This window comes from Candidatus Foliamicus sp., assembly GCF_965221325.1.
Lineage (GTDB): Bacteria > Pseudomonadota > Gammaproteobacteria > Steroidobacterales > Foliamicaceae > Foliamicus.
Genome location: NZ_OZ244880.1, coordinates 23,981 through 47,727, shown reverse-complemented (window position 1 = coordinate 47,727; position 23,747 = coordinate 23,981). Strand labels below are relative to the sequence as shown.

Here is a 23,747-nt window from a genome sequence, read left to right as displayed (position 1 = left end):
AGCAGCGTCGATGCCGCCGTGCCGTGCCCGCCGCCCCGTGTTGCGGCGTTGCTGCGCGCCGACGGCGCGATCACGGCGCGTTTGTCAGCGCAGGGACACCAACACTTCGTTTCGGCGCAATTGCGGGATGGTCCAGGGCGGGTTGTAACCGGCCAGCCGCCAGTCGCCTTCGTGCTCCAGGCCGCGTTCATCCAGCCAGGCCACCAGCTTGCGGCGTTGCTCCTCTGCCGCTCGGTCTCGCAGTAAACCGCCGAAGCGCACCGTTGCCACTTTGCGTGGCGCCACGTCGCGAATCTTCACCATCGGGTTGGTGGGCTTGGGCGCCGTTTCCTTGGTATAGCCCTCGGGCAGAACAAACGCCATCGACCAGGAACTTATGTCTTCGCCCGCCAATCTTGATGCGCTGCCCGCCTGCGAGTCTTCCGTGGGGCTGAGCACCACCGGCGCGGTCATCTTGATCTTTTCGCCGCGCGGCTTGAGTTCCACCGGCGCGGTCATCTCGATCTTGCGGCTGCCCTCGTTGGCGCCGGAGATGTAGCGCACCAGCCAGCCGAAGCCGATCCGGCTGGCCGAATTGAAAGACCGAGGTATCACTGCCTCAGCCACTGCGTAGCCGTCGTATTCGCGCACCTGGAAATCGCCGTCTTCTACGACGACCCGATAGCCGGGCTCTTCCGCGGCCTTGCCTCCGAACACCGAGCAGGCCGCAACCGAAGTGGCCGTCACTATGCTCATCAGGCCGGTTCTGAGTGGCCGCCGGAATTTTCTTGGCGCGGGTGGAGCGTCAGGGCTTGAATTGAAACGATCCGGTGGTGAAGTCTGCATGGCCATATCCTCATTCTGTTCCCCCCAATCACACAAAGTATACGTTTCTCATCGGCGACCGGATTCAAGCCCGGAGACCACGCGGGTCGGCTACCAGTGCCATAGCGTCCCGTCTTCGAGGCGGTTTACGGGCAAGGAGGCAGGGCGGTAGGGGTGCTTCGCGGCCTGCTTCTCGTCGATGTCCACGCCCAGGCCCGGCGCTTCCCCGGGATGCAGGTAGCCGTCTTCAAAATACCATGCGCGGGGGAAAACGGCATCGGTTTCTTCGCTGTGGCGCATGTATTCCTGGATGCCGAAGTTCGGCACGGACAGGCCGAAGTGCAGCGCCGCCCCCATGCTGACCGGGGACAGGTCCGTGGCGCCATGGCAGCCTGTGCGCACCTGATAAAGCGCCGCCAGCGCGGCTATCTGGCGCAAGTGGGTGATGCCGCCGGCGTGGGTGACCGTGCAGCGGATGTAGTCGATGAGTTGGTTCTCGATCAAGTCCTTGCAGTCCCAGATCGTGTTGAAAATTTCCCCCACGGCCAACGGCGTGGTGGTGTGCGAGCGGATCAGCTTGAAGGCGTCCTGGTTCTCGGCCGGCGTGGGGTCCTCCATCCAGAACAGAGCGTAGGGTTCCAGCGCCTTGCCCAGACGCGCGGCTTCGATGGGCGTGAGGCGATGATGCACATCGTGCAGCAGGTGCGGCGCGAAACCGTATTGCTCGCGCAGTGCGGCGAACAGCTCCGGCACGGAGTTCAAGTACTTCTCCGATGACCAGCTCTGTTCCTCCGGCAGCGCCGCGGCCGCGGGTTCGTAGAACATCTTGTCCTTGCTCACTCCGTAGGTTCCGGCGAGTCCGGGGACGCCGCACTGGGCGCGCACGGCCTTGTAGCCGAGTTCCAGGTAGCGCCCCACTTCGTCCAGCGTGGCGCTCACATCTTCGCCGTTGGCGTGTCCGTAACACAGCACGCTGTCGCGGCTGCGCCCTCCCAGCAACTGGTAGAGCGGCATCCCGGCGGTCTTGGCCTTGATGTCCCACAATGCGGTGTCCACGGCGCCGATAGCGGTCATGGTTACCGGGCCGCGGCGCCAGTAGGATCCGCGGTAGAGGTATTGCCAAGTGTCCTCTATGCGGTCCGCTTCGCGGCCAATCAAGACCGGAATCAGGTGCTCCGAGAGATAGCTCGCCACGGCCAGTTCGCGGCCATTCAACGTCGCGTCGCCGAGGCCATGCACGCCATCTTCGGTGACGATCTTGAGCGTAACGAAGTTGCGCCCTGGACAGGTCACGATCACGCGAGCGTCGGTGATCCGCGTCATAGCCTCTAGTCCATCCGCGCCATGATCGACTTGGTTTCCATGTAGATCTTCAGGCCTTCCAGGCCGTGCTCGCGGCCCCAGCCCGACTCCTTGTAGCCGCCGATAGGCATGGACAGTTCCGGAATGCCGTGCGCGTTGATCCACACGATGCCCGATTCCAGGCGTTCGGCGATTGTGTGACCGCGAGCGAGGTCACGGGTCCAGACGCTGGCGGCGAGGCCGTAGCGGCTGCGGTTGGCATGCTCTACGGCCTCATCCGGCGTGTCGAACGGCGTGACGCTGACCACCGGCCCGAACACCTCCTCGCGCATGATGCGTGTGTCTTCGCGTGCTTGCGCGAAAACGGTCGGCCGATAGAAGAACCCATCTCCTTCGAGAGGTTCGCCGCCGGCCACCAGCGCGGCGCCTTCGCTCACGCCGGCCTCCACCAGCGCATGCACCGACTCGCGGTGCGCGGCGCTGATCAGCGGTCCCATCTGCGATGCCGGGTCCAACCCGGGGCCCAGCTTCAGCGCGCGGGCGCGCTCAACCAATCCGTCCAGCACCTCCTGATATACGTCGCGCTGCACATAAACTCGCGAACCGGCCACGCACACCTGGCCCGCGTTGGCAAAGATCGACTCGGCGGCGCCAGCAACAGCGCGGGGTAGATCGGCATCCGCCAGAATCAGCACCGGCGACTTGCCGCCGAGTTCCAGCGACAGCCGCTTGAGATTGCCGCGCGCATCCTCCAGCAGTTGCTTTCCCACTTCGGTTGATCCGGTAAACGCCACTTTGTTCACCAGCGGGTGGCGTGCCAAGCGCTGCCCGAGCTTACCGCCCGAGCCGGGCAGAATGCTCACCACCCCCTCCGGCACACCGGCCTCCAGTAACAGTTGGCCGAGGTAAAGGGCGGTAAGCGGGGTCAGTTCGGCGGGCTTGAATACGCAACTGCAGCCCGCCGCCAGCGCCGGCGCCAGTTTCCAGGCCGCCATAACCAGCGGCCCGTTCCATGGCGCGATCTGCGCCACCACGCCAACGGGCTCGTTTCGTATCAGGCCGTGAAAACGCTGTCCTGGCACAGAAGGATCAAAGGCGGCGCCCGGCAGCTTGGTGCACCAGCCGGCGTAATAGCGAAAGGTCTCGGCCGCGTGTGCCACCTCGCCGTGCAAAGCGGCCGCATAAAGCTTTCCGCCGTTCAGAGTTTCCAGCTCTGCCAGCACCCGTGCATCGCGCTCGATCAACTCCGCCACGCGCAGCAATACACGCTGCTTGTGCGCCGGTGTTTGCCCTCTCCATCGTTGATCGAGAAACGCTGCCCTGGCCGCCTCTACCGCTGCGTCCGCCTGTTCGGGGGATACTGGCGCGACGGCGGCAATTTCCCTGCCGCTGGCCGGATTGATGAGCGGATATGCTTTACCGCCAGTGCCGGCCAGCCATTCCCTGCCCACCAGCGCGCGATGCTCGCGGCGAAGATAATCCAGGGCCGCTTGCGAAACCTTGTGTCTGGTGCTCACGGGAAGCAGGTCGAGAGTTGCAACTGAAGCACTATACGCTGCGCAGATGCTCCGTCGAGATCAAGCCGCGCAAATCAGACGCAGGTGTTTCAGTCCCCGAGCCGGCATTGCAAGGCCCGCACTAGGCGAGATTGTGCGGGAAGATCAGTCCTTGGGCAGCCAGTTCATCATCTTGCGCAGGTTGGCGCCGACGGCTTCGACCGGATGGGCGGCAGTCTTGGCGCGCAGTTCGCGCAGCCGCGGCTCGCCGTTCTCGAACTCCTCGATCCATTCGCGCGCGAATGCGCCGGACTGTATGTCCGCCAGCACTTCCTGCATCGCCTTGCGAGCCGCGGCGCCGACCACCTTGGGACCGCGCGTGTAGTTGCCGTATTCGGCAGTGTCGCTTACCGAGTAGTTCATGCGCTTGAGTCCGCCCTCGTAGTAGAGGTCCACGATCAGTTTCAACTCGTGCAGCACCTCGAAATAGGCCAGTTCGGGCGGATAGCCGGCTTCGACCAAGGTTTCGAACCCGGCCTTGATCAATTCCTCCGACCCACCGCACAGCACGGCCTGCTCCCCGAACAGGTCGGTTTCGGTTTCATCCTTGAAGGTGGTTTCGATAACGCCCGCGCGGATGCCACCGATGCCGTCAGCGTAGCTCAGTGCGAGTTGCAGCGCGCCGCCGGTGGCGTCCTGGTGAACGGCCGCCAGGCAGGGCACGCCGGCGCCCTGCAAGTACATGCGCCGCAACAGGTGGCCCGGGCTCTTCGGCGCCACCATGAACACATCCACATCCGCCGGGGGTTTGATCTGTCCGTACAGCACGCTGAATCCGTGACCGACGGCCAATGCCTGGCCCGACTTGAGATTGGGCGCCACGGCGGATTCGTATACGCGCCGATGGTGCTGATCGGGCACCAGGATCATCACCACGTCGCCCCAGGCCGCGGCCGCATCCATGTCCAGCACTTTCAGGCCCTTGCCGGCCGCCTCATCGCGCGAGGAGGAGCCTTCGCGCAACCCCACCACGACCTGCGCGCCGCTCTCCTTCAGGTTCAGCGCGTGGGCATGCCCCTGGCTACCATAGCCCAGCACCGCCACCTTGCGCCCGCGAACGATGGACGGGTCGGCTTCATAATGAATTTTCATGTTCGGTCCCTTGCGTTGTGGTGAAACGGGGCTCGCTGCCCCGATTGCCTGATTTCGGGCAGCCTAACCCTCGCCGTCGGCCGGCTGCGGCGCCCTCTGCATGGCCACGCGCCCGGAGCGCGCGACTTCGTCGATCCCGTGCGGCTTCATCAGATTCACGAAGGCGTCCACTTTCTTGGTAGGCCCGACGATCTCCAGCGCCAGGATGTCCGGCGTGACATCCACCACGCGGCCGCGGAAGATCTCGTTGACCTGCAGAACTTCGGCACGCTTGTCGCCGCGGCAGCGCACCTTGATGATGCACAGCTCGCGCTCCACGAAATCCACGCCGGTCAGGTCGTCCACCTGGATGGTGTCCACCAGCCGATTGAGTTGCCGCAGTATCTGGGAGATCACGCGGGCGTTGCCGCGCGTAACAATGCACAGCCGCGAGATCGTGGGGTCGTCGGTGACGCCGACGGTCACGCTGTCGAGATTGAAGCCGCGCGCCGAGAACATGTTGACCACCCGGATAAGCGCACCCATGGAGTTTTCCAGCAGCACGTTGATGATGTGCTGCTCGATGTTTGGCTGCGCGCCAGGCTCCACCGGCTCGCCCGCCGCTCGTCTGCGTATCAGTTGCTGCGGCGTGAGCGTGATGGCTTCTTCGCTCATACGAAGGTCTCCGGGGCATGCCGGGAGGTGATCATTTCGTCGGAAGATTTGCCGGCCGGCACCATCGGGAACACCATTTCCTCTTTCACCACCCGGAATTCCATCACTGCCGGCCGGTCATCCACCGCCCAGGCCTGGTCGATTACATCCTCCACCTGATCAGGACGCTCGGCCCGGAACGCGGCGCAGCGGCTCGCGCGCGCCAACTGCACGAAGTCGGGATTGGTGTCCGTGAGATCGGTGTGGCTGAAGCGGTTTTCGTGGAACAGCTCCTGCCACTGGCGCACCATGCCCAGGAAGTTGTTGTTCATGATCACGACCTTGAGCGGCAGCCGATGCGCAGCGGCCACTCCCAGTTCCTGCGCGTTCATCATGAAGCCGCCGTCGCCGTTGATGGAAATCACCGTCTTGTCGCTGCCGTAAGCGCGCAGGCCCAGACCGGCGCCCAGCGCGGCCGGCAGCGAGAAGCCCATGGTGCCCAAGCCGCCCGAAGTGATATGCGAGCGCGGCTGGGTGTATTTCAGGTACTGCGCCGCCCACATCTGGTTTTGGCCCACATCGGTAACCGCCACGGCATTTCCGCCGGTCTTGGCCCGCAGCTTTTCCAGCACGAATTGCGGCCGCAGCGCGCCGTCGTCGGCGTAGGTGAGGGGGCACTCATTGCGCCAATCCCCGATCTTGTTCAGCCAGCGCTTCACTCTCTTTGGGCGCAGCAGCGGCCGCAGCCTTTCCAGTACAGCTTTCGCATCAGCGTTGAAGGCGAGATCCGCGAATATGTTCTTGGAGATGCAGGACTTGTCGATCTCGATGTGAATGATCGCGGCGTGCGGCGCCCAACGGTCCACCATTCCCGTCACGCGGTCGTCGAAACGCGCGCCCACGGCAATGATCAGGTCGGCATGCTGCACCGCCTGGTTGGCCCACCAGGTGCCGTGCATGCCCAGCATCCCCAGCGACAGCGGGTCGTCTTCGGGGAATGCGCCCAGACCATGCAGGCTGGTGGTGACCGGGATGTTGAGGTGGCGCGCGAACTCGGTCAATACCTCGCAGGCATTGGCGTTGATGGCGCCGCCGCCCACATAGAGCAGCGGTTTGTGGGCCGATTCGATCATCCGCACCGCGCGCCGCAAGCGCACCTCATCGCATTCGTCGGGAACGGAATAGCCGCGCATGCGGATCGCATCGTCGTACTGGAAAACTCCCTCCGCCATCAGCACGTCCTTGGGCAGGTCCACCACCACCGGGCCTGGCCTGCCGGTGCGGGCCAGGTGGTAGGCCTCATGCACGATGCGCGGAATGTCGCCCGGCGAGCGAACCAGGTAGTTGTGCTTGGTGATGCTGCGGGTCACGCCCAGCGTGTCGGTTTCCTGAAAGGCGTCGTTGCCGATCAAGGGCAGGGGCACCTGTCCGGTAAACACCACGATAGGCACCGAGTCCATGAACGCGTCGGCAATGCCGGTCACGGTGTTGGTCGCGCCCGGACCGCTGGTCACCAGGACCGTTCCCACCTGGCCGGTCGCCTTGGCGTAGCCTTCGGCGGCATGCGTGCCGCCTTGTTCATGGCGGACCAGTACATGCTGGAAGTTGGGCTGCACCCGCGCCATCTCGTCGTATACGTGGATTACCGCGCCGCCCGGGTGTCCGAAAACAACCCGTGCGTCCTCCGCTTCCAGCGCGTGGAGAAAAATCTCCGCGCCCGACATCTTCTTGCCCAAGTGCTGCTGTACGGCGTCCTGGCCGCGCAGGCGCTGCGGTATTTCCGCCACCGCCGCGGTGCTGGCGCTACGCATCGGTCAGTTCCTCTTGCCGCTGTGTGGAAGCCAGGCGTGCTTGTTCCTCTCCGGGAGCATGCACGCGCAATATGGCGCCGGTGGCCGCGCTGGTCACGAAATGCGTGTAGCGCTCCAGCCAACCACCCTTGATCTTGGGGCGAAACGGCGCCAGCTTCTCGCGCCGCCGCTCAAGTTCCTCCGCGGACACATCCATGTCGATGCGCCGCTGCGCGAGGTCGATAATGATGCGGTCGCCGTGTTCGAGCAGCGCAATGGGTCCGCCTGCCGCCGCTTCGGGCGATACATGCCCGATCGACAAGCCGCGCGTGGCTCCGGAGAAGCGCCCGTCGGTGAGCAGGGCCGCGGACGTATCCAGACCCATGCCGGCGATCGCCGAGGTCGGTTGCAGCATTTCCGGCATTCCGGGACCGCCGCGCGGACCCTCGTAGCGGATCACCACCACATCGCCTTCGCGCACCTCGCCCGCCAGTATTCCAGCCACTGCCTCGTCCTGCGATTCGTATATGCGGGCGCGCCCCTCGAAGTGCTCGAGGTCCGGCGGGATGGCGCCGACTTTGATGATCGCCCCTTCCGGCGCCAGGCTGCCGAACAGCACACTCAGGCCGCCTGTTGCGCGGAAAGCCGTGCTGCGCTCGCGGATCACCGCCCGGTTGCGCACCTCGGCGTCCTTGAGCTGTTCGCGCAGCGTGCCGGCCACCGTAGGACGGTCAACGTTCAGCACTCCCGCCGAGTGCAACTCCTTGAGAATCGCTTGCACACCGCCGGCCTGCTCCACGTCTTCCATGTGTACATCGGGCGTGGCCGGCGACACCTTGCAGATATACGGCACCCGATCGGACATCCGGTTGATGCGTTCCAGGTCGTAGGGCACTTCGGCTTCGTGGGTAGCCGCGAGCAGGTGCAGAACTGTGTTGGTGGAGCCGCCCATCGCCATGTCCAGCGCGAAGCCGTCGTCGAACGCATCTTCGGTCACGATGTCGCGGGGCTTCAGATCCTGCTCTACCAGCTCCACGATTCGTCGGCCCGCCTCTTTCACCAGCCGTTCCCGCCGGGGGTCTATGGCCAGGATAGAGCCGTTACCGGGCAACGCCAAGCCGAGCGCCTCGACCAGGCAATTCATGGAATTGGCGGTGAACATGCCGGAACAGGAGCCGCAGGTGGGGCAACTCAGTTCCTCAAGCTGCGCGAGCTCCTCGTCGCTTATGTCGCCTTTCTGATGGCGCCCCACGGCCTCGAACACGCTCGCCAGGTCGGCCTTGGCGCCCCCGGGGAGCTTGCCGGCCTTCATCGGACCGCCGGACACGAAGACAGTAGGAATGTTGATCCTGAGCGCGCCCATCAGCATGCCGGGCACGATCTTGTCGCAGTTGGAAATGCAGACCAGGCCATCCAGGCAATGGGCCTGCGCCATGGTTTCGACAGAATCGGCGATCAATTCGCGCGACGGCAGCGAGTAGCGCATGCCGATGTGGCCCATCGCGATGCCGTCGTCCACGCCAATCGTATTGAACTCGAACGGCAGGCCGCCTGCTTCGCGAACGGCGTCGCGCGCGACGGCGCCGAGTTTTTGCAGGTGTACGTGCCCGGGAATCAACTCCACAAACGAATTGCAGATGCCGATAAACGGACGCTCGAAATCGTCGTCCGAGCGCACCACGCCGGTGGCGCGCAGCAAGGAACGGTGCGGCGCTCTCTCGACGCCGCGCTTGACAGTATCGCTTCTCATGGTTCCAGGCCTGATTTACCTGCGCCGGCGCATAGCGCCGATCAAGCGCATTATCTTACCTTACACGCTGTTATATCGGCGGTTTACGGCGCTCATCGCCGAGATGTTTGGCGGGACCGCGGTGCCGATCTTGCGCAATTTATCCTTGAAGATTCGTAGTTGAATTACGGATTTTCAAGGCACACTCGGGCCGGATGATCGAACGGCCTACCGCTATCGTGCGGATTGACCCTGCTTGCCGGTTAGCTGCCGTCCTTGCGCCAGCCGCCTCCTAGCGCCTGGTAGAGGCTCACGATGGCGTTGAGGTGGGCGCGCTTGTTGCTGAGCACGGCATTGCGGGCGGCGTAGAGAAAGTCCTGGGCGGTGAGCACCCGCTGGTAGTCGATAACGCCTTCGCGGTAGCGCACTTCGGCGATGCGCAAGGATTCCTCGGCGCGCCTGAGATCCTCAACCGCGATGGTGCTCAGCGAGTCGAGCAATTCGATATTGCCCAGCGCGATTTCGATGTCGTTGAAGGCGCGGATGACCGTTTCGCGATAGCTTGCCAGCGACGACTCCATCGCCAGCCGCGCGCTTTCCCTGGCTCGCCCCCGGCGTCCGAAATCGAACACGCTCTGCGTCAGTGAGGCGGCCACGGAGACGCTTACGCTATTGTCGGCGGTCAGCCGGCGCAGGTCGTTGCTCGCGGTATTACCCGCGGCGGTGAGGGAAATGCCCGGCAACAGCGCGTTGCGGGCAATCGCCACGTTGGCCCGCGCCCGGCGCAGGCTCATTTCCGCCTGCACGATGTCGGGCCGCCGCACCAGCAACTCCGAAGGCAGGCCAGGCGCCACCGAAGGCGTATTCAGGCTCTCCAACGTCGTAGCGCTGACGTCGAATTCGCGTACCGGTCGTGCCAGCAACACGGCCAAAGCAGCGCGCGCGGCGTATTCTGCCTGGCGCAGTTGCGCGAGTGCAGTGCGCTGGCGCTGCACGGCGATCTGCTGCTGCAGCGCGTCGATGGGAGTGAGTACGCCGGCGTCCACCCGGGCCCGCGTGATGCGCTCGATGGCCTCGGCATTTTGGAGATTGAGCCGGGCCGCCTCGATCTGATCGCGTGTAAACAGAACCTGAAAATAGGTGGAGGCTGCGGTGCCCAGCAGGTTCAGCCGGGTGGCGGCAAGCTGCGCCGCAGCCGATTCGTAGGCCGCTTCGGCGGCGTAAAAGCGGTAGGGCTTGCTGAGGATGTCCGCATAGCTCAGGCTTAGCGCCAGACTGCCGGAATCGGAATCGCCGCCCCGAAACGAGCCGCCGGGCGGCGCTGCGCCGCTGTAGCGGCCGGAGGCATTGAAATCCACCACCGGCGAGGGATAGAGATCGAACCCTGCGTCGATCAGGGCCAGTTGCGCCTGTCTCAGGCTGCGCTCGGCGTTCTCGAGGCTCAAGTTGCGCGCTTGCACCTGCTCCATCAGGCTGTGCAGTTCTTCGCTGCCGAAGGCGTTCCACCATTCCTCCGAAGGCCAGTCGCCGGTTGCGACGGCGCCCCAATCTGCCGGCGTGTCCCGGTCCAGCGCCGGCATCGACACGGCGCCGCAGCCATTCAGTGCGAAGGCAGCGGCGAGGATGATGCCTACCAGTGCGTTTGCTTTCATGCCGAAGATTATGCGCTATTACGATGCCAACGCCGCGACCGGGTCCATGGAAGCGGCCCGGCGCGCCGGCGCCGCGCCGAAGACCAGTCCGGTCAGCGTGGCGAAGGAAAATCCCACCATCAGAATCCAGGGCGAAAAAGCGACCACGGCAGTTTCAAAATTGGCGGCAACATTGTTGGCCACGCTGCCCAGGCCCGCCGCCAGCGCCAGGCCTGCCAGTCCACCCAGCCCGCACACCGCAACCGCTTCGCAGACGAATTGCAGCCATATGTCGCGGGGCCTTGCGCCAGTGGCCATGCGCAGGCCGATCTCGCGGGTGCGTTCCGCAACCGAAGCCAGCATGATGTTCATCACGCCGATGCCGGCCACCACCAGCGACACGCCGCCGATGGCGCCGAACACCACCGAGATAATGCGGCCTACGGTGTTCTGCGCCTCAATGAATTGCTCCTGATTCACAATCTGAAATGGGGCGCCGCCGTGGCGCTGGCGCAACAGCGCTTCGATGGCCTGTTGCGCCGTTCCCACCTCTTCCGTTGCCGACACAAGCACTTGAATTGAATCCAGGTTTTCGCGGCCAAATAACCGTCTGGCCCCTGTCAGCAGCGGCACATATACCGCCTGCCCACGGAAATCGAAGGCGGCGAAGCGGCCCTCGCCGCGCTTCAGTATGCCGACAACCTGGTAAGGCGCGCCATTCATGAGGACGTATTCGCCTACCGCGTTTGCTTGCTCGCCGAACAGCTTGCCCGCCAGCAGTCCGCCCAGAACAACTACCGGCGCGTAGCGCTGGCTATGCGAATCGGCGAAGAATGCACCCTGCGCCAACTCCAGCCCCTGACTCTGCATCGCCAATCCGGTGGTGGCCGTGACACGCGCGGGTTCGCTGTTGCCGCCTGCCACCACCAGCGCTCCGCCGTTCATTTCAGGCGCGACCGATTCCAGGTTCGGTACCTGCGTTCGAATGGCGTCGGCGTCGCTCAAATTGAGAGGTGCGCGATCTTCGCCGAAACCCGGCGTTATGGTGATGCCGGTTCCCCCAAGCTGGCGGAAGCTGTCCAGGATCTGGCTTCGCATGCCGCCGGCCACGCCCAGCATTGCGGTTACCGAAAATACGCCGATCACAATGCCCAGCAACGTAAGCGCGGTGCGAAATCGGTTGGCGCGCAGCGCGCGAATCGCGGTGCGCGCGCTTTCGCCGAGCGAAACGGTCGGGACGCGGATGGTATTCGAAGGCCGCTCGGCCCCCGCGTACGCTTTGGCTGCCGGCGCGCGGTTAACGGTGTCAGCGCCCGAGTCCGCCACCACGCGCCCGTCGAGCAGTTCGATGCGCCGCTGCGCATAGTGGGCCACGGAGTCATCGTGGGTAACTAGAATCACCGTGTGCCCGCGCTCAGACAGCGCCGTGAGCTGCGCCATGATTTCCTTGCCGCTGCGCGAATCCAGAGACCCGGTGGGTTCGTCTGCCAGCAGGACCTCGCCGCCGTTCATCAGCGCTCGCGCGATCGCCACCCGCTGCTGCTCACCGCCTGAGAGCTGGTTGGGCTGATGGCCGAAACGATGCGAAAGCCCCAGCATGGAGAGCAATTCCTTGGCCCGCTTCCAGCGGCCGCGCTTGCCCATACCGGCATACACGGCCGGCATTTCGACGTTTTCCTGCGCCGTGGCCATGCGTAGCAGGTTGTAGTTCTGAAACACGAAGCCGAACGCATCGCGGCGCAGACGCGCCCGCTGGTCGGCGTCGGCGGAGTGAACCGGTTGCCCGGCAAACAGGTATTTTCCGTCGCTGGGCCGGTCCAGGCAGCCGATGATGTTCATCAGCGTGGTCTTGCCGGAGCCCGACGGCCCCATTACCGCAACGAACTCGCCTGCGTGGATGTCCAGCGTCACATCGCTGAGGGCTGCGACTTCGGCTTCACGGCCGCCGCGATACCGGCGGCTCACGTTTTTGAGCGCAATCAGTGGAGAATTGTTCGGCGCCATCAGAAGAAGAAAGGCGGCATTTGCGGCATGGGTGGCTGCGGCGTACCGGTCACCACCCGCTCGCCTTCCACCAAGCCCGACAGAACTTCCACTTCCACATCGTTACTTGTGCCCACGCGCACCGCACGCGTGACGAGGATTCCGTCGGAACCCTGAACCTGGACCGTAGCGGCTTGCCCAGGCGCGTCCGAATAAGCTTCGGGGTCGGTTCCTCTGGCGCGCTCAGCCGCGGAACTCGCGGGGCTTGCGGCGCCCGGCGCCTGACCGCGCGGCCCTCCGGCTGCCTGCCCGGCCTGAAGGGCGAACTGACCGGCCGCGCTCATCGGACCGTCCGCGAATGTCACGGCGCCCAGAGGCACTTTTAGGACATCGCGCGCCGCCGTGGCCACGAAGAACACCTTTGCCGTCATGCCCGGGAGCAGCGCGCCATCGGGGTTGTCCACTTCCACGATTGCGCCGAACTGCGCCAAGCCGGCGTTTACGCCCGGCGCCTTGGGAATCGGCGATATCTCCTTGAGCCGTCCCGGCCAGCGCCGCTCGCCGTCTGCCGGCGTGGTGAAGTACGCGTCCATTCCGACTCTCAGGCGCCGCATGTCCGCTTCCGACACCTGGGCGCTGACGACAATCGTGCGCAAGTCACCCAAGCGCACGATGGTGGGCGCGGTTTGGGTTGCATTGAGCGTTTGCCCCTCCTGCGCAAAGACGCTCACCACGGTGCCTGCGCTCGGCGCGGTGATGCGCGTGAAATCGAGCAGGGCTTCCGCCTCTTCGACGCTTGCCTGCGCCTGCTCGATCTGCAGCAGGTGGCGCGCCAGGTTGGCCTCCGCTTGCGCCAGGCTCAGCACTGCCCTATCGTATTCCACCTCGGTGGTGGCCTGCGCGGCCATCAAGCGTTCCTGGCGCTCGAGATCTCCGCGCGCCAGCGCCAGACCGGCTTCCACCGCGGGTAACCCCGCCTCAAGACTTTCCAGATTGGCTTCCACAGAGTCCGCGCGGGTGCGCTGAATCAGGTCATCGATTTCCGCCAGCAGGCCGCCTTCCGATACCGTGTCACCGAGCTGCACGTGCAGCTTCTGGAGCTGGCCTGACACCTGCGCCCCCACATCCACCTCGCTGCCCGCCGCCAGCGTCCCGGCAGCGGCAATCACTTCTTCTATGTCGCCCCGCTCGACAGTCGCAGTCGTGGGCGTGGGGGGTGGCTCGGAACCTTCCGGCCACAAGAACCAGACCACCACGAGCGCAATCACCGCAAGCGTGATCGCCTTGGCGCGGTTCTGCCGCAGCCACGCCACCATGCTGCCAAACCGATTCGTCACGCCAGCAAAATCCTATTCCGCCGCTCAGGACTGCCGGGGAGGTCCAGTGGGCTCGCTATTGCAACTACTGAGCGACTGGACGCGCTCTTGAAACCACGAGGGTGCGCGCGATCTTGTCGTGCCAGCCCTGCTTTCTCTTGTCGAATGCTACCCATAGGAAACCCAGCCCCAAGGGCAACGCGGATACGAAGTATCCCAGGTAGCGCACGATGCACTGCAGCGGGGAGGCCGGCTTGCCGGTGTTCGCATTTACGATCTTCACCTTCACCAGCATCTTGCCCACAGTGGCCGACTTGATGATCCAGAAGCCCAGGGTGTAAATGGCGGGCAGCACGTAGGTAAAGAAGAAATTATCCCTGGTCATGCCTTGTGCCGACTCCATGACCCATTCCATGTAGGTTTGCCCGTAAAGCAAGCGAACGGCCATAAAAGTAATGCCAAACAAGAGCAAGCTATCTAACACCAGCGCCCCAATTCGAATCCAGAACCCGCCATACAGCGGACCCACATCAGGAGAATCATTCATGTCTTTGAGCTCCTACTTTACGAGCAAGCGCAACACGCACGACGCGCATACTGCATCCATCCTAACACCGGAGATGATCCGGCTTGCTTTCACCCTGAGCGGTAGCACCGCACTACGGCCGGCTCACATCCAAGCTGCTTTAGTTTCGAAGCTTTGACCCGATTCCCCCTGAGGGGGTGGCATCGAAGGCAATTTTACGGGCTGAGAAGCTCCGCCGCGAAAATCAAGGCGATAACTGGAGTTCTGAGCTCCGTAGTTGCGGGAGCGCGCGGTGCGGCGAGAGGGTAGTATGGGCGCGTTTTCGGCTGGAATTCGGGCTAGGGGGAAGGTGTGAAGAAGGTTGCATGGGGAGTGCTGGGCGCGCTTGCATTGGCCTGTATCGGAGAAACTTCGGCGCAGGATTGGAGCAAGGAATACGAAACGACGAAGATCTCCGACCGGCTCTATACATTCTGGCGAAGGGGCGTGCGCAATATCTTCGTGGTTACGGACGAAGGCGTCATCGCTACCGACCCGATCAGTTCCGAAACCGCTGCCGTGTATCGCGCCGAGATCGCCAAGGTTACCGACCAGCCGGTTCGCTACGTGATTTACAGCCACGAACACTGGGACCATGTGTTGGGCGGACAGATATTCAAGGACGAGGGGGCGGAGTTCATCAGCCATGAGAATTGCGTGAAGTTCTTCTTCCGCAATCCCCATCCCGGCCTGGTGATTCCCGACCGCACCGTGAGCGGTAATAGCCGCTTCAGCCTGGGCGGCGAGAGTTTCAATCTCCTTTACCTGGGCGAAAACCATGGCGACTGCCTGCTGGTGTTCGAGTTTCCCGAAGAGCGCGCCATCTATCTGGCGGACCTCGCCACCGACGGCTTCATCGGACTCGGCACACTGCCGGACTACGACATCGTCGAGTACCTGCGCTCCATGCGCGAGATCGAGGCCATGGATTTCGACCTGATGATCGGCGCGCATGGACCGGCCCGGGCGGGCAAGGATGCGATCGTTATCCGGCGGCGCTGGATCGAGACGATTCGCGACGCGGTGGGCCGCGAACTGGAAGCCGGCACCCCGGTGGCAGAAATTGCAGGTAAGCTGCATTTCCCCGAGTTCGCGCACCTGCGCGGCTACAGGGAGCAGTTGCCTGCCTACGTGATCCGCATGGCCCAGTTCCACGGCATGGGGTGGTAGGCTGCTTGCGCCGCCGGGGAGGCGGTGGTGCCGGAACTGCCGGAAGTCGAGACAACCCGGCGCGGCATTGCGCCTTTTCTGGAAGGCACTCGGGTGCGCGAAGTGGTGGTTCGCGAGCGGCGCCTGCGGTGGCCGGTTCCCGCTGCGATTGAACGCGAGCTTGCGGGCGCGCGCGTGCTCGGAGTGCGGCGCAGGGCCAAGTACCTGCTGTTGGACAGCGAGCGCGGGACGGCCATTGCGCACTTGGGTATGTCCGGCAGCTTTGCTGTGGTTGCCGACAGCCGTGAGCCCGGGCCCCACGATCACTATGACCTTGTACTCGCGAGCGGGAAAGCGTTGCGTTTCAACGATCCGCGCAAGTTCGGCTGTTTGTTGTGGGGAGGCGCCGAGCCGCTGGCGCACAAGTTGCTGGCCGGGCTAGGCCCGGAGCCGCTGGGTCCGGATTTCAGCGGCGAATGGCTCAAAGCCCGCTCGCGTGGACGACGCGTGGCGGTGAAGTCGTTTCTTATGTATTCCTCTGTTGTGGCCGGCGTGGGCAACATTTACGCCAGCGAGGCGCTGTTTCGTGCCGGCATTCATCCGCTGCGGGCCGCGGGCCGCATCGCATTGCGCAGATACCGCGGGCTGGCGCGCGCGGTCCGGGCGGTGCTTCACGAAGCGATTGAGGCTGGCGGCACCACGTTGCGCGACTTTGCGGACGCCGGGGGGCGCCCCGGCTATTTCGCGCAGCGGCTGGATGTATACGGCCGCGCGGGTCGGGAGTGCCGCCGCTGTAAAGCGGCTATTCGCCAAAGGGCGATCGGCCAGCGCGCCAGCTATTACTGCTCGAACTGCCAGACCTGAGCACGATCAGGCCCCGGTCGCAGGCGCCTTCTCTCTTGCCGTGCAGCTACTCGCGCACGTCAGCGCCGCCGCTGCGCCTGGGATCACTAGCCGCGCTGAGGTTGCCGTCCGCGTAATCGTAGGTGATGGCCTGCATGTTGCCCCAGGTGCGCGCGGATTCCCGCAGGTTGTGGCCCATCGCGGCCAGGGCTTCCTGGTGCTCGGCAGACAGAGCGCCGGCCTCGAACGAAATCGAATCGGGGATGTACTGATGATGTATTCGCGGCTCGCTCACAATGCCTTGCGCATCCGCGCCCTCAATCCACTTTAGCGCGCCCAGCAGCACCATGGTCACAATGCGGCTGCCGCCGGGCGTGCCCAGGATCGCCAGGCCGCGGTCCGACACCATGAAGCTGGGAGTCATGCTGGACAGCATGCGCTTGCCCGGTTCGATTCCGTTGGCGGACGCATGCACCAGTCCGAATGCGTTGGGCTCTCCCGGCTTGACCGAAAAATCGTCCATCTCGTTGTTAAGGATCACCCCGCTGCCTGGGGGTATGAAGCCGGAGCCGAAAAATGTATTGATGGTTTGCGTGACCGCGGCGCGGTTGCCGTCCTTGTCCATGACCGAGAAGTGACTCGTATCCGCCCCGCGCTGCCTTGAACCCACCGGTCCCGGCAGCGCCGTGCTTACCGTGGCGCGGTCCATACGCACGCTCGCCAGCAGCCCAGTGGCGTACCAGGGGTGCATGAGGCGTTCCAGCGGTATGGGCACGAAGTCGGGATCGCCGAGGTACTGCGCCCGGTCGCGGTAGGCGCGCCGCATCGCCTCCACCAGCAGGTGAGTGCGGGACGGTTCCTGTAGCCGAGCGTATTCGGCTTGCGCCAGCATGTTGAAAACTTGCGCCAGCGCCACGCCGCCTGCCGATGGCGGAGGTGCTGTGGTTATGTGAACGTTGCCGTACTGAAATCGGATTGGCTCACGCTCCGTCACTCGGTATGCCGCGAGGTCCTCAAGGCGCCAAATGCCGCCCGCCTGTCTCACTTCCTCCACCATGCGCTCGGCCGCCGGACCAGCGTAGAAGCCGGCGGGGCCTGCATCGGCCAGCCGTTGCAGGGTGTCGGCCAAATCCGGCTGACGCAACCTTTCGCCCACCGGAGGCGGCTCTCCGGACGGAAGGAATACATCCAGGAACCCTGCGGAGGGCGAGCCTTGCGATGCGTATCTTTCGAGCCGGCGCACCGTGGCCTCATCCACCTCCAGACCTTCCCGGGCCAGCCGTATGGCCGGTACCAGGCTTTGCGAGAGCGGCAATTGGCCGTATTTGTCGGCGACATGGGCCAGACCCGCCGGCAGCCCCGGAATGCCGGCCGCCAGCGCTCCCGATAGCGACAACCTGCGCATGGGTTGGTCGTTCGCATCCAGGTACATATCCCGAGTGGCCTCGCCAGGCGCGGTCTCTCGCGCATCCACGAATACTTCGCGGCCATCGCTTGCGCGGTGCAGCAGGAAGAAACCGCCCCCGCCTATTCCGGAGCTATAGGGCTCCACCACCGACAGCGCGGCGCTCACGGCCACGGCCGCGTCAAAGGCATTGCCCCCCAGAGCCAGGATTTCAAAGCCGGCTTCGGTGGCGGCGGGATGCGCGCTGGCGATCGCGGATCGCCCGGGAGGCGGCGCCGGCGAGACGGCATCGGCCCGCGCCGCTGCCGCGCCAACGGCCAGACTGCATACGCTTGCCAGCCACAGGAAAACCGCCGGCCCCCAGGTTGGGGCGACACGCTCGGCTTCACGATTCATCAAAATTCTCCTTGAGGGCGGTTGCCACGGCTGGATACACGAATTCCGACACGTCGCCGCCCATGCTCGCAATTTCCCGCACCAGGGAAGAGGAGATATGGGCAAATTCTTGCGAGGGAGTCAGGTAAACGGTTTCAATCTCGGGGGCGAGCCGCCGGTTCATGTCGGCAAGTTGAAATTCGCGCTCGAAGTCGCTCACAGTCCGCAGGCCGCGCAGGATAACGCCAATGGCGTGCGCGCGGGCATATTCCACGGTCAGTCCGCTGTAGCTATCGACCTGTGTGCGGGGCGTGTCCGCCAGCGCTTCGCGCGCCAGCCGGATGCGCGTGTCCAGGTCGAAAAGCGGCGACTTCGATGGGCTCGCAGCGACCGCCACAATTACTTCGTCAAACAGGCCGGACGCTCTTCGCACCAAGTCGCAATGGCCATTTGTAAGGGGATCGAAAGTGCCCGGATACATGATCCTGCGCGGCCCGTTCATCGTGATCCGCTCCAGCCGGCCAGCACCAGGCGCACATCGCCAATCGTTGTTTCGCGCAAGGCTTCGATTCCCGGGGGCAGTTCTGTTAACGCGTCCTGTCTGTGCGTTTCCAAGTACACGCGGCAATTCTCCGCAAGCCATCCATTGACGGCAAGCAGTGTACAGCAGCGCGCCCCCAAATCGCTTGCGAAAGGCGGATCGAGAAACACGATGTCCATGGGTCCGCCAACTGCAAGGGGGGAGCGCTTCAGCCATTCAAAGGCGTCGGCTCTTTCCACGCCGCCCGACAAGCCCCAATCTGCCAACACGCCGCGCAGCATTCGCGCTGCCTCGCGCCCAGAGTCCACGAACAGGCATTCGGCCGCGCCGCGCGAAAGTGCTTCGATGCCCAGGGCGCCCGCCCCAGCAAACAGGTCCAGGCAGCGCGCGCCGGGCACCAGCGGAGCCAGCCAATTGAACAACGTTTCGCGGGCCCGTGCCGGGGTGGGACGAGCGCCTTCAGGTACCGTCAGCAGGCGCCCTCTGAGGCTCCCGCCGACGATCCGCACTCGCCCTTGCTGTTTCTTCGGTGGCATGCTCCGGAGAGTATCATTTTGCGCGCTGATGATTCGCCTGCAGCAAGTCTCCATGCGCTACCGGGGCGGGGCGGAAGCGCTGTCGGAGGTCAGTCTCCGGGTAGAGCCCGGGGAGTTTGCATACCTGACTGGACCTTCCGGCGCCGGCAAGACAACGCTGATCAAGCTGTTGGCCGCGATCGAGCGGCCCAGCCGCGGGCAGGTTTTCGTTCTTGGACGCAACGTGGGCCGCCTCAGTCGCAGGGCCGTGTGCCGGCATCGGCGCAGCATAGGCATCGTATTTCAGAACCACTTGCTGCTGGACGACCGCAGCTCCTACCACAACGTCGCCTTGCCGCTGCACATTTCCGGGCTGGGCCCTCGCGAGGTTCGCCGCCGCACCGAAGCGGCGCTGGATTCCGTGGGCCTGCTGAAAAGCGCGCACAAGTTGCCACGGTTGCTATCACAGGGCGAGCAGCAGCGCCTGGGTATTGCCAGAGCGGTGGTGAATCGCCCGGAACTGCTTATTGCCGACGAGCCCACCGGCAACCTCGATCCGGAGTTGTCGCGGGACGTGATGCAACTCTTTCGGCGCATGGCCGGTTACGGCGTAACGGCGCTGGTGGCTACCCACGACCTGACGCTGATCGACGCATTGCCGGCGCGGCGCATCGGCCTCGCCGGCGGGCAGATCGATTTCGATACGGGCACGGCATGAAGTTGCTGCGCTACTTTCGACGGCACACCGCCTGCTGTTATCAGGAGGCTGCACGGCTTGCCCGCCATCCGCTGGCAAGCCTGATGACGCTGGGCGCGATCGGCTTGGCGCTTGCATTGCCGGCCGGCATGAGTGCCGCCTTGCGCAACGCCGAAGGCCTGGCGGCTGCCTGGGGCGAGGCCAGGTCGTTCTCGATATACCTGAAGCCTGGAGCGAGCATTGCCACCGCCGAGCAACTGGCCGCCGATCTTGAGCGCAATCCCGTCGTGGCGAGCGTGCGTCGAATCAGCCCCCAGCAGGCACTGACCATCATGGAGGGCCGGGACGAATTCGCAGGCGCGATCGAAACGCTGGACGAAAATCCCCTGCCCTGGACGCTGGTGGTGACGCCGTCCGCGACGGCGCCGTCCGCGGAATTCTCGGCATTGCAGGCCACCGTCGCGACCTTGGACGAAGTCGATGACGTGCTAGCCGACACCCAATGGCTGGAGCGCGTGAGCGCCCTCCTGACACTCGCCGGACAGGCAATGTTGCTGGTGCTTCTGATGGTGCTGTTGGCCTTGATCGTGATCATCGGCAATACCATCCGGCTGGAAGTGCAAAAACAGCGTGACGCGCTCGAAGTCCTGGCGCTGTTGGGCGCCAGCCCCGGTTACATGCGCCGTCCGTTCCTCTATCAGGGATTCTGGTACGGTTTGGGCGGCGGCCTGATTGCGCTCGGTTTGGTGCGCCTGGGTCTGTGGACCCTGGACGGAGCGTTTTCCGACCTCATGGCTCTCTACAGCAGCGAGCGGATCTTGAGCGGCGCGACCTGGCGCCAGCAACTGCTGATACTGGGTGTGGGCGCCTTTACCGGCTGGCTAGGCGCCTGGCGGGCCGTCGCCGGGCAAATTCGCACTCTGGACGGGTAACGCTTTCCCTATCCGGCGCCCGAGTTACTGGGGCGCGGCAAGCGAGCGCGGGAGGGCGACTGTTTTCCCGTCCGGTTCGAAGCTTCCCGCAGGCGCGGCTATTCGTCGGGGAGCTTCGGCAGATCGGGCATGGTGAGGCGCACGAACAATTCTTCCAGGCGATTGGTCTTGTGCCGGATGCTGGCAACGCGAATGGCCTCCGCGCTGAGCAACTCGAAGAACTCGTTGAGGCTGCGCGAGGCGGGCACTTCCACTTCGAGCTCGTAACGGCTGCGCCAGTGCACCTGGAAGCCCTTGAACTTGAGTCCGGCTTCGGCCGGCTCCTGCAGCGAGATCACGAAATGCTGTTCGGGCAACTGCCGCAGGACCCGCTCCATGCGGTCCTCCACCACGATCTCGCCACGATCCATTATGGCCAGGCGCCGGCACAGGTGCTCGGCTTCCTCCAGGTAGTGCGTGGTGAGGATGATGGTTACGCCGCGCTCGTTGATTTCGCGAAGCAGCTCCCACATCGAGCGGCGGATCTCGATATCCACGCCCGCAGTGGGCTCGTCAAGTATGAGCAGCTTGGGTTCATGAACCATGGCGCGCGCGATCATGAGTCGGCGTTTCATGCCGCCCGAAAGAGTACGCGCAAGCATGTTGCGCTGATCCCAGAGACGCACAGCCTTCAGGCATTTCTCGGCGTTGCGCCGGGCCTGCCTGGGCGTGATGCCGAAATAGCCCGCCTGGTGCATGAGCGTGGGCATAAGCTTCTCGAACATGTTGAGGTTCACTTCCTGGGGCGTGACGCCGATACACCTCTTGACTGCTTCATGGTCCTGATCCAGGTCATGGCCGTACACACGTACCTTGCCGCCCGTCTTGTTGATTAGCGTGGTGATAATTCCAATCGCTGTCGTCTTGCCGGCCCCGTTCGGGCCCAGCAAGGCATAGAATTCGCCCTCGCGCACCGTGAGGTCGATGCCCTTGAGCGCCTTTACGCCGTTGGGATAAACCTTGGTCAGCCCCTTTAGTGATAGCGCGTCCACAAAGCCGATTGTGCAGCGCCAGCCGCGCAAAGGAAAGTGGCGCCTGCAGCGCGCCGACCAAGCGGCGGCCTTTCGGCACAAGCCTTCCCGGCCGCGCGATACTGCCTGCGAGATGCCATCGGGACACTCATCCGCTCATCTTTTCGTGCATAATATGTATATCCCTGCTGTTATATGAGCATGTTATGCCAACCAGCATCAGCCACATGGTGCGCCGCCACGAGTGCATTGCGGACATCATCCGCGGGCAAAGCGTGGGCAGCCAGGCCGAGTTGAGCGAGCTGTTGGCGCGGCGCGGCATTCGCGTGAGCCAATCGTGTATAAGCCGCGATTTGTCTCTCCTGGGCGCGGTAAAGCAAGGGCGCGCCTACACGCTGGGTCGTGCGGATATTGCGGATGATGCTCGGCAGGCCCTGGCGGCGTATGGACGCAGCCTGGATCAGGCTGGCCCTAACCTCGCCATCGTGCGCACCGCTACGGGGGCAGCGCAGCGTGTCGCGCTGTTTCTGGATCGTAGCGGCTGGCCGGAAGTTGTAGCGACTCTGGCCGGCGACGACACCATTTTCATAGCGACCCGCAACCAGGCCGAACAGCGCGCGCTGCTGGCGCGCCTGCGCCGCGAGATGGAGCAATTGGCATGAGCGTTTCACCCATCGTGCTGGCTTTTTCCGGCGGACTGGACACCTCGTTTTGCGTCCCCTGGCTCAGCGAAACCTATCGGCGCCCTGTGGTGACGCTGACGGTCAATACCGGCGGCATTAGTTTCGCCGAGGCGGACGCGCTGGAACAGCGCGCCTTGCAACTGGGCGCCGAACGGCACCTGTTGGTGGATGCACGCGCACCATTCTTCGATCAGGTCATTCGCCACCTCATTGCGGGCAACGTACGGCGTGGCCACGGCTATCCCTTGTGCGTGGGCGCTGAACGCGGCATACAGGCGCGGATCCTGGCGCAAACCGCGCGCGAACTGGACAGCGACACAGTGGCGCACGGCTGCACGGCGGCAGGCAACGATCAATTCCGCTTCGAGATGGCACTGCGGGCGCTGGCTCCGGAAATCACGGTCCTGGCGCCGGTCCGCGACGAGTCGCTGCAGCGCGCAACGCAACTTGAGTATCTGAAGCAGCGGAAGGCCCCCGAGATTTCATCCAGCGGCGCTTATTCGATCAATCGCGGCTTGTGGGGCGTGACCATCGGCGGCCGCGAAACTCTGACTTCCTCGGATTCCATACCCGAGTCCGCGTGGGAGCTGTCGGCTGGAGCGCTGGACGAACCGCTGGCCGAGGAAGCACATGATCTGGAGTTCGAAGGCGGGATACCGGTCGCCTGGGACGGTCGGCGCCTCGCGCCCGTGGAACTGATAGAAACCGTCGAGTCCTGTGCCGCGCGCTTTGCCATAGGCCGGGGCATTCATCTCGGAGACACTATCCTCGGCGCCAAGGGCCGCGTCGCCTACGAAGCACCGGCAGCGGAGGTTCTGCTGACCGCCCACCGCGAACTCGAGAAGCTCGTATTGAGCGCCGGTCAATTGCGCGTGAAGGACACGCTGGCCGCGATTTACGGTGACCTCGTGCATGAGGGAAAGCAGCTTGATCCCGTGTGCCGCGACATAGAGACCTTCTTCGACAGCTCGCAGCGATACGTGAGCGGGACTGTTCGCCTGGTTCTGCGGCCAGCCGGCGTTTGGGTGCGCGGTGTGGAATCGCCCTATTCTCTGCTTGCGGCTACCCGCGGCGTATATGGCGAGTCCGCCGGTGAATGGACGCCGCGCGACGCGCTGGGCGCCGCCCGAGTGCTTTCGTTGCCCGGCCTGCTGCATAGCCGCGCGGCTGCGGCCGGAAAGTAGCGTCATGCACGC

The 23,747-nt window shown here is 64.2% G+C and carries 21 protein-coding genes; 6 read left to right on the top strand and 15 right to left on the bottom strand.

The window, feature by feature from the left end:
• Positions 1-84: 84 nt before the first annotated feature.
• From ACWCOO_RS00230 to ACWCOO_RS00180, 11 genes are all read right to left on the bottom strand, one after another.
• Complete coding sequence (locus ACWCOO_RS00230; protein ID WP_446830978.1) at positions 85-735, bottom strand: SOUL family heme-binding protein; 651 nt, start codon at positions 733-735, stop codon at positions 85-87.
• A 180-nt stretch (positions 736-915) separates the two neighbouring features.
• Complete coding sequence (manD, locus tag ACWCOO_RS00225) at positions 916-2,127, bottom strand: D-mannonate dehydratase ManD (RefSeq protein ID WP_446830977.1); 1,212 nt, start codon at positions 2,125-2,127, stop codon at positions 916-918.
• A 5-nt stretch (positions 2,128-2,132) separates the two neighbouring features.
• A complete protein-coding gene (locus ACWCOO_RS00220) occupies positions 2,133-3,623 on the bottom strand; it encodes an aldehyde dehydrogenase family protein (protein WP_446830976.1) in 1,491 nt (496 codons plus the stop codon).
• A 144-nt stretch (positions 3,624-3,767) separates the two neighbouring features.
• Positions 3,768-4,754 carry a ketol-acid reductoisomerase gene (ilvC, locus tag ACWCOO_RS00215; RefSeq protein WP_446830975.1) on the bottom strand — a complete coding sequence of 329 codons (987 nt, stop codon included), beginning with the start codon at positions 4,752-4,754 and terminating at the stop codon, positions 3,768-3,770.
• A 63-nt stretch (positions 4,755-4,817) separates the two neighbouring features.
• Positions 4,818-5,408 carry an acetolactate synthase small subunit gene (gene ilvN / locus ACWCOO_RS00210; protein WP_446830974.1) on the bottom strand — a complete coding sequence of 197 codons (591 nt, stop codon included), beginning with the start codon at positions 5,406-5,408 and terminating at the stop codon, positions 4,818-4,820.
• Positions 5,405-7,111, bottom strand: coding sequence for a biosynthetic-type acetolactate synthase large subunit (gene ilvB / locus ACWCOO_RS00205; protein ID WP_446832054.1), 1,707 nt, complete (start codon positions 7,109-7,111; stop codon positions 5,405-5,407). The genes ilvN and ilvB overlap by 4 nt, the downstream gene beginning before the upstream one ends.
• Before the next feature lie 79 nt (positions 7,112-7,190).
• Positions 7,191-8,927, bottom strand: coding sequence for a dihydroxy-acid dehydratase (gene ilvD / locus ACWCOO_RS00200; RefSeq protein WP_446830973.1), 1,737 nt, complete (start codon positions 8,925-8,927; stop codon positions 7,191-7,193).
• Positions 8,928-9,169: 242 nt separating this feature from the next.
• Positions 9,170-10,558, bottom strand: a complete 1,389-nt coding sequence (locus ACWCOO_RS00195; RefSeq protein ID WP_446830972.1) for an efflux transporter outer membrane subunit — start codon at positions 10,556-10,558, stop codon at positions 9,170-9,172.
• 18 nt (positions 10,559-10,576) lie between these two features.
• On the bottom strand, positions 10,577-12,502 hold the full coding sequence (locus tag ACWCOO_RS00190; protein WP_446830971.1) for an ABC transporter permease: 1,926 nt from the start codon (positions 12,500-12,502) through the stop codon (positions 10,577-10,579).
• A 38-nt stretch (positions 12,503-12,540) separates the two neighbouring features.
• The gene (locus tag ACWCOO_RS00185) at positions 12,541-13,857 is read right to left on the bottom strand and encodes an efflux RND transporter periplasmic adaptor subunit (protein ID WP_446830970.1); all 1,317 of its coding nucleotides are present in this window, start codon (positions 13,855-13,857) and stop codon (positions 12,541-12,543) included.
• 64 nt (positions 13,858-13,921) lie between these two features.
• Positions 13,922-14,383, bottom strand: a complete 462-nt coding sequence (locus ACWCOO_RS00180) for an RDD family protein (RefSeq protein ID WP_446830969.1) — start codon at positions 14,381-14,383, stop codon at positions 13,922-13,924.
• Between the two features lie 330 nt (positions 14,384-14,713).
• Between ACWCOO_RS00180 and ACWCOO_RS00175 the strand changes: the two genes are divergently transcribed.
• Both ACWCOO_RS00175 and mutM read left to right on the top strand, forming a co-directional pair.
• Positions 14,714-15,571 carry an MBL fold metallo-hydrolase gene (locus tag ACWCOO_RS00175; protein ID WP_446830968.1) on the top strand — a complete coding sequence of 286 codons (858 nt, stop codon included), beginning with the start codon at positions 14,714-14,716 and terminating at the stop codon, positions 15,569-15,571.
• A gap of 27 nt (positions 15,572-15,598) precedes the next feature.
• Positions 15,599-16,414, top strand: coding sequence for a bifunctional DNA-formamidopyrimidine glycosylase/DNA-(apurinic or apyrimidinic site) lyase (mutM, locus tag ACWCOO_RS00170; RefSeq protein WP_446830967.1), 816 nt, complete (start codon positions 15,599-15,601; stop codon positions 16,412-16,414).
• Positions 16,415-16,460: 46 nt separating this feature from the next.
• Here mutM and ggt read toward each other — a convergent pair whose 3' ends face one another.
• The 3 genes from ggt to rsmD are packed head-to-tail and all read right to left on the bottom strand — an operon-like array spanning position 16,461 to position 19,250.
• Positions 16,461-18,194 carry a gamma-glutamyltransferase gene (gene ggt, locus ACWCOO_RS00165; protein WP_446830966.1) on the bottom strand — a complete coding sequence of 578 codons (1,734 nt, stop codon included), beginning with the start codon at positions 18,192-18,194 and terminating at the stop codon, positions 16,461-16,463.
• Positions 18,184-18,654: a pantetheine-phosphate adenylyltransferase gene (coaD, locus tag ACWCOO_RS00160; RefSeq protein WP_446832053.1), complete on the bottom strand. Its 471-nt coding sequence runs from the start codon at positions 18,652-18,654 to the stop codon at positions 18,184-18,186. The genes ggt and coaD overlap by 11 nt, the downstream gene beginning before the upstream one ends.
• A gap of 17 nt (positions 18,655-18,671) precedes the next feature.
• Entirely contained in the window at positions 18,672-19,250 is a 579-nt protein-coding gene (rsmD, locus tag ACWCOO_RS00155; RefSeq protein ID WP_446830965.1) for a 16S rRNA (guanine(966)-N(2))-methyltransferase RsmD, read from the bottom strand.
• Positions 19,251-19,278: 28 nt separating this feature from the next.
• Between rsmD and ACWCOO_RS00150 the strand changes: the two genes are divergently transcribed.
• Complete coding sequence (locus tag ACWCOO_RS00150; RefSeq protein ID WP_446830964.1) at positions 19,279-19,947, top strand: cell division ATP-binding protein FtsE; 669 nt, start codon at positions 19,279-19,281, stop codon at positions 19,945-19,947.
• Positions 19,944-20,858 carry a permease-like cell division protein FtsX gene (gene ftsX / locus ACWCOO_RS00145; protein ID WP_446830963.1) on the top strand — a complete coding sequence of 305 codons (915 nt, stop codon included), beginning with the start codon at positions 19,944-19,946 and terminating at the stop codon, positions 20,856-20,858. Before ACWCOO_RS00150 ends, ftsX begins: the two co-directional genes overlap by 4 nt.
• Before the next feature lie 98 nt (positions 20,859-20,956).
• Here the strand turns inward: ftsX and ACWCOO_RS00140 are convergent, their stop codons facing one another.
• A complete protein-coding gene (locus ACWCOO_RS00140) occupies positions 20,957-21,919 on the bottom strand; it encodes an ABC transporter ATP-binding protein (RefSeq protein WP_446830962.1) in 963 nt (320 codons plus the stop codon).
• Between the two features lie 155 nt (positions 21,920-22,074).
• On the opposite strand from ACWCOO_RS00140, the gene ACWCOO_RS00135 reads away from it, so the two are divergent.
• Both ACWCOO_RS00135 and argG read left to right on the top strand, forming a co-directional pair.
• Positions 22,075-22,530 (top strand): arginine repressor, encoded by a 456-nt coding sequence (locus ACWCOO_RS00135; protein WP_446830961.1) that lies wholly within the window; start codon positions 22,075-22,077, stop codon positions 22,528-22,530.
• Positions 22,527-23,735, top strand: a complete 1,209-nt coding sequence (argG, locus tag ACWCOO_RS00130) for an argininosuccinate synthase (protein WP_446830960.1) — start codon at positions 22,527-22,529, stop codon at positions 23,733-23,735. Before ACWCOO_RS00135 ends, argG begins: the two co-directional genes overlap by 4 nt.
• Positions 23,736-23,747 lie beyond the last annotated feature (12 nt).